Origin of the sequence: Kitasatospora sp. GAS204B, assembly GCF_029892155.1 — a bacterium.
Taxonomy (GTDB): Bacteria; Actinomycetota; Actinomycetes; order Streptomycetales; family Streptomycetaceae; genus Kitasatospora.
Genome location: NZ_JARZAG010000004.1, coordinates 57767 through 72017 on the forward strand (window position 1 = coordinate 57767; position 14251 = coordinate 72017).

General features: G+C 72.8%; 9 protein-coding genes and 1 pseudogene. 2 read left to right on the plus strand and 8 right to left on the minus strand.

What is annotated here, in order from left to right; translation table 11 throughout:
* Nucleotides 1–29 precede the first annotated feature (29 nt).
* Nucleotides 30–1121, minus strand: coding sequence for an ABC transporter permease (locus P3T41_RS07185; protein WP_280688744.1), 1092 nt, complete (start codon nt 1119–1121; stop codon nt 30–32).
* Nucleotides 1118–2035, minus strand: a complete 918-nt coding sequence (locus P3T41_RS07190; RefSeq protein WP_280688745.1) for an ABC transporter ATP-binding protein — start codon at nt 2033–2035, stop codon at nt 1118–1120. Before P3T41_RS07190 ends, P3T41_RS07185 begins: the two co-directional genes overlap by 4 nt.
* 105 nt (nt 2036–2140) lie before the next feature.
* Here P3T41_RS07190 and P3T41_RS07195 point away from each other — a divergent pair, with 105 nt between their 5' ends.
* A complete protein-coding gene (locus P3T41_RS07195; protein ID WP_280688746.1) occupies nt 2141–3058 on the plus strand; it encodes a GNAT family N-acetyltransferase in 918 nt (305 codons plus the stop codon).
* Nucleotides 3059–3311: 253 nt separating this feature from the next.
* The gene (locus tag P3T41_RS07200; protein ID WP_280688747.1) at nt 3312–5480 is read left to right on the plus strand and encodes a glycoside hydrolase domain-containing protein; all 2169 of its coding nucleotides are present in this window, start codon (nt 3312–3314) and stop codon (nt 5478–5480) included.
* Nucleotides 5481–5692: 212 nt separating this feature from the next.
* On the opposite strand, the gene P3T41_RS07205 is transcribed toward P3T41_RS07200, so the two are convergent.
* The 6 genes and pseudogenes from P3T41_RS07205 to P3T41_RS07230 form a co-directional block, all read right to left on the minus strand.
* Entirely contained in the window at nt 5693–6622 is a 930-nt protein-coding gene (locus P3T41_RS07205; protein ID WP_280688748.1) for an FHA domain-containing protein, read from the minus strand.
* Between the two features lie 208 nt (nt 6623–6830).
* The gene (locus P3T41_RS07210) at nt 6831–8192 is read right to left on the minus strand and encodes a VWA domain-containing protein (protein WP_280688749.1); all 1362 of its coding nucleotides are present in this window, start codon (nt 8190–8192) and stop codon (nt 6831–6833) included.
* A gap of 190 nt (nt 8193–8382) precedes the next feature.
* A pseudogene (locus tag P3T41_RS07215) lies at nt 8383–9210 on the minus strand (PP2C family serine/threonine-protein phosphatase); the annotation flags it as partial.
* A 200-nt stretch (nt 9211–9410) separates the two neighbouring features.
* A complete protein-coding gene (locus tag P3T41_RS07220; RefSeq protein ID WP_280688750.1) occupies nt 9411–11933 on the minus strand; it encodes a serine/threonine-protein kinase in 2523 nt (840 codons plus the stop codon).
* Nucleotides 11934–11938: 5 nt separating this feature from the next.
* Nucleotides 11939–13285 (minus strand): hypothetical protein, encoded by a 1347-nt coding sequence (locus P3T41_RS07225; RefSeq protein WP_280688751.1) that lies wholly within the window; start codon nt 13283–13285, stop codon nt 11939–11941.
* Between the two features lie 35 nt (nt 13286–13320).
* Nucleotides 13321–14247: a glutamate ABC transporter substrate-binding protein gene (locus P3T41_RS07230; RefSeq protein WP_280688752.1), complete on the minus strand. Its 927-nt coding sequence runs from the start codon at nt 14245–14247 to the stop codon at nt 13321–13323.
* Nucleotides 14248–14251 lie beyond the last annotated feature (4 nt).

Consider the following 14251-nt stretch of genomic DNA (forward strand, 5'->3'; position numbering starts at 1 on the left):
CCCCGGCTAAGGGACGACTACGGGCTCCGCTACGCGTCCTCCCAGTCGAAGATCCGCCAGGCGATCAGGCCGAGCACCGCCGCGAACGCCAGCAGCCCGCCCATCTGCGGCAGCACGTCCATCAGGCCGCCGCCGCGGCTGAGCACCGTCTGCGCGGAGGTGACCAGGTAGTGCAGCGGGAAGATCTTGGACAGCTGCTGCAGCCACTGCGGAGAGTTGTCCAGCGGGAAGAAGGCGCCGGAGAGGAAGGACATCGGCAGGATGATCACCTGGTTGATGCCGTTGGCCGCCTCCTCGGTCTTCGCGATGGCGCCGGTGACCAGCCCGATCGACATGAACGCCAGCGTGGCGCAGAGCACCAGCGGGAGCACCAGCGGCCAGTTGCCGGTCAGCTTGAGGCCGAAGGCCGGCGTGGTGGCCACCGCCAGGAAGATCGCGGTCTGTACCAGCGCCACCACGCAGGTGACCAGGATCCGGGAGCCGACGATCGCGCCGATGCTGACCGGCGCCAGCCGCAGCCGCCGCAGGATCCGCTTCTTGCGCCAGTTGACCAGGCTGAGCGAGGCCCCGAAGATCGCCCCGGTGGCGATCGCCCAGCCCAGCAGGCCGGGGGTGAGGTACTGGATCGGCTTGAGGCTCTGGTCCTCCACCTGGCCGGCCACCATGGTGTAGGCGGGGTCCTGGTGGGTGGCGGCCTGGTTGGCCTGCTGCACCAGGCCGTTGAGCACGCCCGTCACGCCGCCGACCTTGACCGTGTCGGAGGCGCTGTAGCGGACGATCACCTGACCGCCCGGGCCCTGCTCGATCAGCGCGTCGTAGTCACCCTTCTTGACCTTGGTCAACGCCGTCTGCTCGTCAGGGACCTGAGTGATCGTCAGCGCCTTGTCGATGCTGACCCGGCCCTCCCCGGTGGCCGAGTCCAGCACCGCCACCGGGCCGACTTGGGCGATCTTGAGGTGCGGCGAGGTGGCGCCCTTGAAGAGGAAGCCGAACAGCACCAGGAACATCAGCGGCATCAGCAGCGTGAAGAAGAGCGCGGTGCGGTCCCGCAGGAAGGTCAGCAGCATCACCCGGGAGAGGCCGACGAAGGCGCTCGCCCGTTCCTTCTCTACAGCGCTCATGCGCGGTACTCCCGTCCGGTCAGGTGCAGGAAGACGTCTTCCAGGGTCGCGCCGCGGACTTCCAGGCCGCGCAGCGCGCCCTGCTCCGCCAGCACCGAGAGCACCGGGGCCGGCGCCCGGGTGGAGAGCGAGAGCAGCACCCCGTTGTCCTCCAGCGCGGCGATCTCGGCCCCGGCGGCGGTCAGCAGCTCGCGCGCCGTCTCGATCGGGATCAGCCCGGACTCCACGCTGATCCGCACGGTGTCGTCCAGCTCGCGTACCAGCGCGGCTGGGGCGCCGGTCTGCAGCACCTTTCCGTGGTCCATCACCGCCACCCGGTCGCAGAGCAGTTCGGCCTCGTCCAGGTAGTGGGTCGTCAGCACGACCGTGCGTCCTTCGGCGTTGATGTCCCGCAGCAGGTCCCAGAGGTTGCGCCGGGCCTGCGGGTCCAGGCCCGTGGTCGGCTCGTCCAGGAAGACCAGCTCCGGGTCGTGCACCAGAGCGCAGGCGATCGAGAGCCGTTGGGCCTGGCCGCCGGACATCTTGTCGGTGCGCACGGCAGCCGAATCGGTCAGGCCGACCCGATCCAGCCAGGCGTCCGCGCGCCGGGCCCCGACCCCGTAGAAGGAGGCGAAGGTGCGGATGGTCTCCCGCGCCGTCAGCTTGTCGAAGAAGGCGGAGGCCTGGAACTGCACCCCGATCCGGGGCAGCAGCTTCGGATTGCGCGGCCAGGGCGCCAGCCCCAGCAGCTCGATGCGGCCCTCGTCGGCCTCACGGATCCCTTCCAGGATCTCCAATGTGGTGGTCTTGCCGGCGCCGTTGGGCCCGAGCAGACCGAAGAACTCGCCAGTCTCGACGGTGAGTGATACTCCGTCGACAGCCTGGACATCCCCGTACCGCTTCCGGATCCCGTCAGCGGATATAGCAGTTGTCATGACGCCAGACCCTACGGGCGCAACGGGCCGGCGGATACACCCTGCCCGAGCGGAAGCGCGAAAACCATTGGACAGACGGGGAGATGATCTCCCTATCCTGCCCGGATGACGGACTTCGCCCTCCTCGCCGCATCCTCCGACTGGGAGCCCGCCTACCGGCAGCGCCTGATCGACGCCTACCGGGCGACCGGCCTGCCGGAGCCGGCGGCGGCCGAATTCGCCACCTCGGTCATCGAGCAGGGCGACGAATGGACGGCGGCGGCGATCCTCGACGAGGACGGCCGCCGGATCGGGCAGGTCGTCGTCAGCCTCACTGAGCAGCAGGGCAGCACCGCCGGCCGGATCGGCGAACTGTGGACCGACGCCGACCACGACGCCCAGGGCAGCCACCGCCGCGCAGCCCACACCTGGGCGCGCCGCTGGTGCGCGGAGCACGGGGCCGGGCGGGTGGGCGTGCGGCTGGCCGCACCGGACGAGCTCTTCGCCGACTACCCGGTCCGCGCCCAGACCCGGATCAAGGTCGTCACCACCCCGGCCGAGCCGCCCGCCGGGGTGACGCACCGGCCGATGACGGAAGCCGAGTACCCGGCCTGGCTGGCCGCCGGACAGGAGCGCTACGCCGCCGAGATGGTGCAGGCCGGCGCCCGGACGCCCGAGCAGGCCCGGCAGAAGGCCGAAGAGGACTACCGCACGCTGCTCCCCGAAGGCGTCTCCACCCCCGACAACACCCTCCTGGTGCTCGAGGCCGACGGCGAGTCGATCGGCACCGGTTGGCTGCACCACCACCACCTCCCCGGAGTCACCTTCGGCTTCTCGCTGCTGGTGCACCCGGAGTTCCGCGGCCGGGGCCACGGCCGCTCGGCCATGGCCATCGGCGAGCAGGTCACCCGGGCCAGCGGCGACCAGGTCCTGATGCTCAACGTCTTCGGCGGCAACGAGGCCGCGATGTCCCTCTACACCGCGGTCGGCTACCGCGTCCTGGAGGAGGGCCGCTCCCGCGACCTCACGGGTCAGAACAACTAGCTCCGGTCCGGCCGATCTTGCCGCGCGCCCTCCGCCGGCACCCGCCAAGGCCGCTCGGGCACGCCAATTCGCCGGGTGCCATCAGGACTTGTCCGAGCGTCGCACTAGCATCCCGAGTGGCTGGCACGCCGACGTTCCGATCGGATGGTCGGTCTGCCAGTCCGTAGCAGTCGCCGGCAGCTGTGCCGGTGACGTCCGCCGGCCTGCCGCATCCCCGGCGGGCCGACCGTCACCATCATCAGGAGAGACCCGGGTGAACTCCCGCCTCACTACTAGACGACGCCGCTACGCGGTCGCCACGACGGCCGCGCTCGTCGCGTCGCTGACCGCCGTCGGATCAGCACAGGCCGCCTCCGGAGCCTCGGACACCAAGGCCGTGTCCTACCTGAACCACGTGTTCCACGTTCCCACCGCATGGACCGTGGTGGATCTGACGGCCGATCCGCACGCCTGCGTCCGGTTCGACCAGCACGCCGTCTACCTCGGGCATCCGGGCACCGAGCAGAACTGCCCGCCGCATCTGATCGGCCGCACCGAGGCCCTGCTCGTCGAACCCGTGGCCAGCGGTACGCCGGTCGGAACGAGGATCAACGCGATCGGCCATGAGATCGACGCGGCCGACACCACGGTTCGGGTGACCGGTGCGTACGGCACCGACCAGCCGTCGGTCCGTCAGATCATCGCCGCTGCCGGACTGCCCACCGCGGCACCGAGTGGCCCGCCTGCCGCGGCCGCCGCCCCCAGGAAGCTGATGGCCGCGCCCAGGACCGCCACGGCTTCGGCCTCGGCCGCCGCCGCGACCGTACCGGCCTCCGCCACCAGCTACGCCGGTCAGGGCTTCGACGCCTGCGACGCGCCGAGCACCGACGCCATGAGCGCCTGGATGTCCGCCTCCCCGTACCGGGCGATCGGCATCTACATCGGCGGCTCGCAGCGCACCTGCGGCCAGTCCAACCTGACGGCCTCCTGGGTCCAGCAGGAGCAGAGCAGCGGCTGGCACTTCATGCCGCTGTACGTCGGCGTGCAGGCCGCCGGCATCACCAACCCGGCGTACCAGGGCGCCAGCGCCGCGGACGACGCGGTGCAGCAGGCCACGACGCTCGGTTTCGCCCCGGGCAGCGTGCTGTACTACGACATGGAGAGCTACCAGTCGACGTACACCGGTTCGGTGCTCGCCTTCCTCACCGCCTGGACCAACGAGCTGCACGCCTACGGTTTCAACTCCGGCGTCTACAGCAGCTCCAACTCCGGCATGAAGGACCTGGTCGCCAACGCCGGAAACAGCGCCTACACCATGCCCGACGTGGTGTTCGACGCGAACTGGAACGGCACGGCCGACGTCAACGACCCGGCCATTCCGGCCGGTTACTGGGCCAACCACCAGCGCGTCCACCAGTACGCCTCGCCGTCCGCGAACCAGACCTACGGCGGCTACTCGATCGGGATCGACGAGGACTACCTCGACGTGTCGGTCACCAGCGTGCCGCCGTCCCAGTCCTCCGAGTTCTTCCTCGGCGTCCGGACGAGCTCCGGTAACTGGCCCGGCTTCACCCCCATGTCGGGTGTCGGCGGGGTCGGCGTGTTCAAGGGTTCCGAGGCAGCGATCACCGGGATGCCGGACGGCACCTCACAGGAACTGGGCGTCGGCACGGACGGGAACCTCTACCACGCGATTCGGTCCGCCGGCGGCAGGCTGAGCGGCTTCGCGCCCCTGAGCGGTGTGGGATCGCCGAACATGTCGGCGCGCAAGGCGGGCATCGCGGGGATGCCGGACGGGTCCTCGCAGGTGCTGGCGATCGGTAACGACGGCAACGTCTACCACGAGATCCGCTTCGCCAACGGCAGTTGGAGTGGCTTCGCCCCGCTGCCCGGTGTGGGCTCGCCGAACATGTCGGCCAGGGCGGTGGCGATCGCGGGGATGCCGGACGGGTCCTCGCAGGTGCTGGCGATCGGTAACGACGGCAACGTCTATCACGAGATCCGTTTCGCCAACGGCAGTTGGAGTGGCTTCGCCCCGCTGCCCAGCGCCGGCTCGCCGAACATGTCGGCGCGCAAGGCGGGCATCGCGGGGATGCCGGACGGGTCCTCGCAGGTGCTGGCGATCGGTAACGACGGCAACGTCTACCACGAGATCCGCTTCGCCAACGGCAGTTGGAGTGGCTTCGCCCCGCTGCCCAGCGCCGGCTCGCCGAACATGGCCGCGAGCGCGGTGGCGATCGCGGGGATGCCGAACGGCTCCTCGCAGGTGCTGGCGATCGGCAATGACGGCAACGTCTACCACGACATCCGCCTCGCCAACGGCAACTGGAGCGGCTTCGCCGCCGTCCAGGGGCCGTACGGGTCGAGCACCTTCCCCGCTCAGCGGGCGGCCATCGCGGGGATGCCCGACGGCTCCAGCCAGGTCCTGGCGACCCGGAGCTGATCGGCTCTCCGGTCGTGACGGCGGTGGGGGGGCCCCCCCCCCCCGGGGGGGGGCCCCCCCCCCCGGGGGGGCCCCCCCCCCGCCTCCTGCTCTCGGCAGCCGGACCAGTACTCCGGCGACCTACGGGTGTCGCCGCCTGAGAGCAGCTGGCACCGACCAGCGATCCGCCGCCGTCCCACACCCTGGTGGGACAGCGGCGGACAGGAGCGGACCTACGCCCGGATCAGGGTGATCGTGGTCCAGGCGCCGATGTGGATCCGGTCGCCCTCGGTCAGCGGGATGGCGGTGTGCGGGGCGATCGGGTCCGGGCCGCCGTTGACGGTGGTGCCGTTGGTCGAGTCCTGGTCGACCAGGACCCAGCTGCCGTCCGGCTGTTCGGCGAGAAGCGCGTGCTGGTGGGAGGCGCCCGGGTCCTCCGGTGGCACTGAGAGGTCGATCTCCGGGACGGTGCCCTTGTGCTGGCTGCGCCGGCCGATCCGCAGCTGGCCGCGGCCGGTGATCGGGATCCGGCGCTCGGGGCAGTACGGCGGGAAGAACAGCCCGGAGGCCTCCGGGCCGCTGCGCGCCATCATGTCGGTGAAGTACTCGCGGTCCGCGGCGACCACGGCCACCCAGGTGGTGCGCGACTGCTGCTGGTGCGGGGCGGCCGGCGGGGTCAGCGCGAACGAGGTCGGGTACTCCATCGACTGCTGCTGCGGGGGAGCCTGCTGCTCGGGCTGCTGCTGGTAGCCCTGGTCGGGGTAGGCCTGGCCCGGGTAGTTGTTCTCGGGGTAGCCGTTGCCGTTCGACGACGGGTAGGGCTGGGGGGCCGACGGCTCCTGCGGCGGGTAGCCGTAGCCGCCCTGCGGCTGGGGAGGCTGGCCGATCGGCGGGTAGCCGTAGCCGCCCGGCGCCTGCTGCTGAGGCTGAGGCTGCTGCGGGGCGGACGCGGCCAGCTCGTAGTCGTAGCCGCACTCCTCGCAGTACCGGCCGGTCTGCGGGGTCTGGCAGATCGGGCAGCTGACCAGGGCCTCGGTGGCCCCCGCCGGGTAGCCCCCGGCCGTGCCCGGCGGCGGACCGGGCGGCATCTGCGGCATCGGCGGCGCCGAGTAGGGTGCCCCACCGGCCGCCCCGCCCGGCACCGAGCCGGAGGCCGGGTTCATCGGGAAGCCACAGAAATCGCACCAGTCCTCGGCTTGCGACTCATGGCCCCTAGGGCAGATCGGCATCAAGTCCCCCACATCTCAGCAGGTCCGGCAGGTAGCGGCAGCAGGTCATGTCAGCGCACCACGATACCGATGAGTGGTGAAGCGGTGAACGCCGGATCGAAGCCGTTCATGCCCGGTGCGCGCCGGTGCGCGCCCGCCGCGCTCACTCCGGGCGCTTCTTGCCGGCCACCCGGACCGTCTTCGTCGAGCGGGTCTCCAGGGTCATCGAGTCGGCCTCGCTGACGTCCTTGCGGAACTTGACCGTGCCCTCCTTGGCGTCCACCACGTCGACCACCTTCTGGAGCAGCTTGAAGGTGCCCTCGTTGCCGGTCTGGTGGGCGAGGCGGACGGCCGCGCCGAGCTTGGAGGTGGCGCGGTCCAGGTCGCCGGCCCGGTGGGCCTCCAGGCCTTCCTGGATGGCGTCGGCGAGCTCGGCCTGGCCGGTGTAGTGGGCGACCTGCGGGCTGATCTTGGTGGAGGAGGCCAGGTCGTCGGTCCAGACCGCCTTGACCAGGCCCTGGGTGAGCACCTCGGCGGTACCGCCGGCCTGCGGCAGCACCAGCGAGATCCGGGCGGCCAGCATCTCGTTGCCGACCGCGGCCGTCGGGACCTCCACGCAGACGTGGTAGTCGCGGCTCTCGTCTCCCCACGAGCCGGTCGGGTAGTCGCCGGCCCGCGGGCCGGCCTCGGCCCGGCGCTCGGTGAGGTCCTCCAGGTTCGGGGCGACCTGCTTGACGAACTTGACGCTCGCGTTGGCCGGGGTCCAGACCCGCAGCGCCACGTCGGCGACCTGCTTGCCCATCGCGGCCTCCATCATCGAGCGGAAGTCGTCGGCCAGGCCCGAGGGTTCGGCCACGATGTCCACCGTGCCGAGCAGCGCGGAGGAGATCCGGCGCAGTTCGGGGATCTCCCAGTCGGTGCCGACCCCGCGGCAGTCGGCGGTGAAGTGGCCGCTCACCCGGTCCAGGGTCCGCTGCAGGTCCTCGGGCTTCTCGTGCTCGTTGCGGCCGTCGGTGAGCAGGATGCCGTGCCGGATGGCGAAGTCGCGGCGGGTCAGGAAGAGCTTGTCGGCCAGCGTCAGCCAGGTGCCGATCGCGGTGCCGCCGCCGGCGGTGAGCTTGCGCAGCGACTGCTTGGCCGCCTCCCGGGTGGCCGGCGAGGCGATCGCCAGGCCGCCGTCGCCCGGGTAGACCTCCTTGGCCTCGTGGGTGCCGGCCACCACCGCGAACGCGACCCCGTCGCGCACCGTGTCGATGGCCACCGCGGTGGCGTCCCGGGCGTTGCGCATCTTGGTGGGCGGGTAGTCCATCGAGCCGGAGCAGTCCACCATCAGCACCACGGCGGCGCTCTGGCCCGCGTCGCCGCCCGCGTCGCCGGCGCCGAGCGGCCGGCCGCCGGTGGTGCCGCCGCCGGTGGCCGTCACGGTGACGATCGCGTTGACCTCGCGGGCGCCCTCGGCGAGGTACTCGTTCTGGAAGATGTCGGTGGTGAAGCGGGGCAGGTTCGACTTGGCGAGACTGGCCATGGCCGTGAACTCCTGAAGCGTGGAAAGGGGATGGGATGGCCGGGAAGCGTCGTCAGCGGGGCGGCAGGGGCAGCGGCGGGTGCGGGGGCACCGGGGGGACCGGCGGCATCGGCGGCGCGGCGGCGGGGGCGGTGATCACCGGCAGGTCCAGCAGCGTGTCGGTGTAGCCGCCGGCCGGATCGGGCAGCACGGGCAGCACCGCCACGGTGATGTTGTCGTGGCCGCCCGCCCCGACCGCGAAGGAGACCATGGCCCGGGCGGCCCGCAGCGGGTCCCGCTGGGCGTCGACCCGCACCAGGTCGGCCAGGTCGGTGGCGGCCTCGGCGTAGTTCCACAGCCCGTCGCTGCAGATCACCAGCACCCCGGGCACGTGCGGGGTGAAGGCCACGGTGTGCGGCTCGACCTCCTCGGCGTCCGCGCCCAGCCAGCCGGTGATCGCGTGCGCCCGGGCGTCCGCGTAGGCCTCGGCCTCGCTCATCAGGCCGGCCGCGACCATCCCGGCGGCCCAGGAGTCGTCCTCGGTCAGCCGGTAGGGCTCGGCGCCCTCCCGGTCGTCCGGGATCCAGTAGGCCCGGCTGTCGCCGACCCAGCCGATGGTGACCACGCCGCCCGCCGCGACCGCGCCGACGAAGGTGCAGGCGGGGGAGTTGCGCCCGGCCTCCGGACCGCTGGTGCGGCCCAGCTCGGCGACCGCCTCGGCGGCGGTCAGGATCGCCCCGCGCATCGCCGGCTCCGGCTCCACACCGTGCTCCAGCGCGGTCAGCAGCGCCTCGCTGGCCGTGTCGGCGGCGGTCTGTGACGCCTCGTCAGGGCGCGAGGCCGAGGAGACGCCGTCGCAGACCACCGCGACCTGCGCGTTCTCGCCGCCGGGCAGCGAGGTGGCGGCCACCGCGAAGGCGTCCTCGTTGCGGTGGTGGCGCACCCCGCGGTCGCTCACCGCGGCCACCCCGGACAGCTCGCGCTCCTGGTGGTCGCGCGGGCGCGGCTGGGCCGCGCCGCAGGACTCGCAGTAGCCGTCCTGGCTCAGCGACAGCGAACCGCACTGCGCGCAGCCGTTCGGCGCCGGCAGCTCGAAGTCGCCGTCGTCGGCGGCCGGTTGCTGCTCCTCGCCGCGCTCGGCGGCGGACGCCAGGTGGCGCCCGCAGGCCTCGCAGAAGACGTCCTGCGGGTCGAGCGGTTCGGCGCAGAACGGGCAGACCCGCTGAAACTCCATCATCGTCACACCCAGGTTCGCGGGCGGGTGCGGTTGGCCCGCTCGACCAGTTCGATCCGGTCCTCGGCCCGCTCCGCCAGCCGGGCCAGCACCCGGTAGGAGCGTTCCAGGGCGAACCGCAGCTCGCGCTCCCGGGCGGGGTGGCCGAGCACTTGGACGTCGCCGTCGCCGGCCGGCAGCGGTCGGCTCGCGGCGGGCGTGGGCCGACCGGCCAGCACCCAGCCGAGCGCGGCGTCCAGCACCTCCACCGAGAGCTGCTCGCGCCGCCGGTCGTCCAGGCCGAGCGAGCTCAGCTGGGCCGAACCGGCCAGCAGGTCGCCGCCCAGCGGCTCCTGGCCCGGGCGCTCGCGCAGCCGGGCCCGGATGCTCGCGATCCGGGCGGCGGTGTAGTGGCTGGAGGTCTCCGGGACGGACTCCAGGGTGGCCACCGCACCGGCCCGGTCGCCGGCCGCCAGGCAGACCCGGGCCAGGCCGAAGGCGGCGCTGACATAGGCGTGGTCGGTGGTCCAGACCAGACGGTAGAACTCGGCCGCGTCCTCGGCGTGGCCGAGCAGTTCGGCGCAGATGCCGAGCGCCAGCTTGGGCGCGGACTCGCCGGGGAAGGCGTCGTAGATCGCGTCGAAGGCCTCGGCGGCGGCCTCGGCCAGCGCCCGGGCTGCCGCCGGATCGCCGGCGGCACCCGCGGCCGTCAGCTGGGACAGGCCGCGGTACCAGACCACCCGCCAGTCGTCCCCGTCACCGGCCTGCAGCTCGGCGAGCGAGGCGGCGGCGTCGGTGTGCCGGCCCAGCTCGATCAGCGCCCGCAGCTCGCGCAGCCGGCGTTCCACCGAGTTGACCGGCGCGCCTTGCAGGGCGGAGAGCACGTCGGCGGCGCGGGTGGCCATCAGCGCGGCCAGGAAGCCCGCGTTGGGGTCGCTCGGGTCCACCCGGGGGACCGGCAGGGCGAGCGCGGTGGCCGCCGCGTCCAGCGGCCGCAGTCGCGGCAGGCCGGGCGCGGGCGGCTCACCGTCGGTCACCAACTCGGTGTCCACCACCCGCAGTTCGGGACCGAACAGGGTGGAGAGGGCGGGCCGCGGGTTGCGGTCCTTGAGCGCCAGGATCTCCCGCAGCACGCCGGTCAGCTGGTCGGCCATCTCATCGGCGGAGGAGAACCGGCGGCTCGGGTCGGGGTCGGTGGCGCGCACCAGCAGGCGGTAGAAGGACTCGTACTCGGCGAAGACCGGCACCTGCTCGGGGCCGGGCAACTCGTCGACCCAGGTGGTGCTGTAGCCCTGGAAGTCGAAGCTGAGCACGGCCAGGGTGCGGGCCACGGTGTACAGGTCGGAGGCGGGCGACGGGCCGTCGGTGGCGATCTCCGGCGCCTGGTAGCCGACGGTGCCGTAGATCGGGCCGTCGTCGTCGAAGCGGCGCACCGCGCCCATGTCGATGACCTTGAGCGTGTCCTCGCTCTGGATCACGTTGTCGATCTTGAAGTCGCAGTAGATCAGGCCCCGGCTGTGCAGGTAGCCGAGCGCCGGCAGCGCCTCCAGCCCGTAGGCGATGGCCTGCTCGACCGGCAGCGGCTCGCGCTTGCCGTCCGCGCCGCGCCGCTCGTTGGCGATGTCCTTGAGCGACTTGCCGCCGACGTACTCCATCACGATGTAGCCGTCGGTCGAGCCGGTGCGCAGGTCCGGGTGCTCGACGAAGTTGATGATCCGCACGATGTTCGGGTGGTCCACCTCGGCCAGGAAGCGCCGCTCGGCGATCGCCGCCGCCAGCGCGTCCTCGTCGCCGCTGTCCAGCAGGCCCTTGAGCACCACCCAGCGGTCCGAGACCCGGCGGTCCACCGCCAGGTAGATCCAGCCCAGGCCGCCGTGCGCCAGGCAGCCCAGCACCTCGTACTGGCCGCCGACCAGATCGCCGCGGCGCAGCTTGGGGGTGAAGGAGTACGCGGTGCCGCAGTTGCTGCAGAAGCCGTCCGGGCGGCCCGGGCGGCCGTTCTTCTCCCGGCCGACCGGGCGCTCGCACTTGCTGCAGAACCGTTTGCGCTCGGGGACCTCGGGGTTCTCCAGCACGGCCAGCGAGGGGTCGGCGGTCGGCACGGTGGGGACCGTCACCAGGCCGGCGCCCAGCCGGGGGCGCCCGGCGGTGGTGCCGGTGGACTTGCTGCTGCGCACCGAGACCGAGCCGCGGGTGCCGGTGCGGGTGGAGCGGTGCGAGCGCGAACGGCCCGACATGGCACGGGCCGAGCCGGTCCGGCTGGAGGGCATCGAGCGCACCGAGGAGGAGTCCGGCGACTGCCGGGCGGACGGGATCGCCGCGCCGCCCTCGGGGGCCAGGCCGCACTCGTCGCAGAATCCGTCCGCGTCGATGGTGCCGGCGCAGCCGGCCCGCGCGCAGCGGGCGCCGGGGCCCGCCGTCGCGGTGGCCGCCGGCGCACCGGCCCGACCGGTCGTCGCCGACAGCGGGGCCAGCCCGCACTCGGTGCAGTAGCCGTCCTCGTCGATCACACCGCCGGAGCAGTCCGGCCGCACACAGGCTTCGCCCATGGCTCTCAGTCCCCCTGTCCTTCGTACCGCCGCGCGTCCTGCGGCGCCGCCGCCGGACGGAGCGCCTGCTGGAATCTCGCCACCGCCGCCGCTGCCGCGCGCAGATCGCACGGGGCGCTCCACAGCAGCCAGCGGGCCTTCTCGTAACGCTCGATCACCTCGGGGTCCTCGGCCACCCCGAGCCGGGCCGCCATCGCCTTGTAGGCGTCCAGCCGGCCGCGCAGCTCGGCCCGGACGGCCAGCGGCGCGGTCACCTCGGTCAGCGACTGCCGGGCCCGGGTCAACTCCTGGGCGGCCTGCTCCTCCAGGGCGTCGAGCAGCGGCGCCAGCCGGTGCCACTGCCCGCTCTGGCGCAGCTCGGCGGCCTGGTGCACCCCGTCGCGCAGCGCGGCCAGCGGCCCCGGCACGGCCGGCACCTCGGTCGCCGCGATCTTGGCGAGCACCTCGCCGCGCGCCTGCCGGGCCTCGCCCAGCGTGGCGTCCGCGCGCCGCAGCAGGTCGGCGACCTGGTGCAGCCGCTCGTCCGCCTCGTCGCGCAGCCGGAGCAACTGCTCCAGCTCGACCCGCACGTTGTCCAGCGCCCGGCCGGCCTGGTCGAACCGCTCGGTGTCCACCGCGCCGGCCGCGGCCGCCTGGGCGGCCACGCTGCTCGCGGTCTCCCGACCGCGCTGGGCCGGCACCCGGGCCGGGCGCCAGAGCGCCAGCGGGTCGGCCAGCACCTGGGCCCGAAGCTCCGTCAGCTCCTGTTCGAGCCGGCCCAGCTCGTCGGCCAGCGGGTGCGCGCCGGCCCGCACGCCGACCGAGGCGGCAAGCGTTGCCACCCGGCGCAGCTCGGCGAGCAGCAGGTCGATCCTGGCCGGCAGCGCGGACCAGACCGCGTCGGCCGCGCTGACCACCTCCAGCACGGTGGCGTACCAGGAGTTCATCCGGTCCATCAGCTCGCCGAGGCTGATCTGCTCCACCATCCGGGCAGGGCCCGTCAGTTGCATCGCCGCGTTGGGCAGCTGGCCGCCCGAGACGGTGACCGCGCGGCCACGCAACAGCTCGCTCAGCTCGGCCAGTTCGGGCGAGGTCGGGCGCACCCGGCGTGAGCGCACCGCGCGGGCGGCGGCCAGCGCCTCCGAGTAGCGGTCGAAGAAGGCCCAGAGCAGGCCGAGGCCCTGGTTGGCCACCGACCAGCGCTCCTCGGTGCGCCCGGACAGGGCCGCGCCCTCCAGCAGGCGCCGGCCGGGATGGTCCTGGAGCGCGAGCAGCGCCGCCTCGACGGCCTCGCGCTCGGCGCTCAGCCGGGACAGCTCGCGGTCCACCTCCTCCCGGCTCAGCACCGGGCCAGCGGATCCTGTCAACGCCACGCCCTTCTCTCCTCAATCCTCGGTCAGTTCGGTTCTCACGGCAGGTAGTTCGCGGGCGGCGGGCCGTCGGAGGATCCCAGGTAGGGCGCGAGCCACTTGTCGTAGCTGGCCATCCAACCACCACCGCCGCGGTAGTCGGCCAGCACCTGGTTCACCCGGGCCACCAGGTCGGGCGCGGTCCTGGACATCGCCACGCCGTACGGTTCGTCGGTGATGGAGGGGCCGACCACCTGGACCGTCGGGTCCTGGGCGGCCTGGCCGACGGCGATCGCGTTGTCGGTCAGCGTCGCGTCCACCTGCCCGAGCTGCATCCGCACCAGGCAGTCGAGGTCGTTGCCCACCACCGTGATCGCCTTCACCCCGCGCGGATCCTGCTTCAGCTGATCCTGCGCGGTCGAGGCCTGCGACACGCACACCGTCTTCCCCTTCAGTGCGCCGTCGACACTCGTTGCGTGGGCCGCCTTCGGTACCACCACCTGCTGTCCGGCCTGGAAGTAGACCGTGGAGAAGGCCACGTCGTTCAGCCGGTCGCAGGTGATCGTCATGGTACGCGCGATCACGTCCACCTGGCCGTTCTTGATGGCTTCTATACGTTGCGCGGTGGGCACCATCTTGAACACGACCTTGCTCGGGTCACCCAGGATGGCCTGGGCGATCGCGTGCACGATGTCGATGTCGAAGCCCTCCACCTGGCCGCTGGCCGGATCCCGGAAGCCCCAGTGGTAGTTGTTCTGGTCGACGCCGGCGATCAGGTAGCCGCGCTTCTTGATCGCGCTCACCGCCGGGCCGCTGTCGCTGCTGCTCGGCGGCAGGCTCTTGGTGGGATCGCAGGTCGGCGCCGCCGTCTTGACCGTCGCACCGGCCACCGCCGCCCGCCCCGCCACGCCCGAGGCCGAACCGGCCAGCGCGAGCGGCGCCAGCAGGGCGGCTGCGACCAGTGAGGTCCGTACCCGTCGAGTCATCCGT

Bases quoted from the DNA above. Each gene is read 5' to 3' on its own strand.
- P3T41_RS07185 (WP_280688744.1), bottom strand. From the start codon at position 1,121: ATGAGCGCTGTAGAGAAGGAACGGGCGAGCGCCTTCGTCGGCCTCTCC.
- P3T41_RS07190 (WP_280688745.1), bottom strand. From the start codon at position 2,035: ATGACAACTGCTATATCCGCTGACGGGATCCGGAAGCGGTACGGGGAT.
- P3T41_RS07195 (WP_280688746.1), top strand. From the start codon at position 2,141: ATGACGGACTTCGCCCTCCTCGCCGCATCCTCCGACTGGGAGCCCGCC.
- P3T41_RS07205 (WP_280688748.1), bottom strand. From the start codon at position 6,622: ATGAACCCGGCCTCCGGCTCGGTGCCGGGCGGGGCGGCCGGTGGGGCA.
- P3T41_RS07210 (WP_280688749.1), bottom strand. From the start codon at position 8,192: ATGGCCAGTCTCGCCAAGTCGAACCTGCCCCGCTTCACCACCGACATC.
- P3T41_RS07220 (WP_280688750.1), bottom strand. From the start codon at position 11,933: ATGGGCGAAGCCTGTGTGCGGCCGGACTGCTCCGGCGGTGTGATCGAC.
- P3T41_RS07230 (WP_280688752.1), bottom strand. From the start codon at position 14,247: ATGACTCGACGGGTACGGACCTCACTGGTCGCAGCCGCCCTGCTGGCG.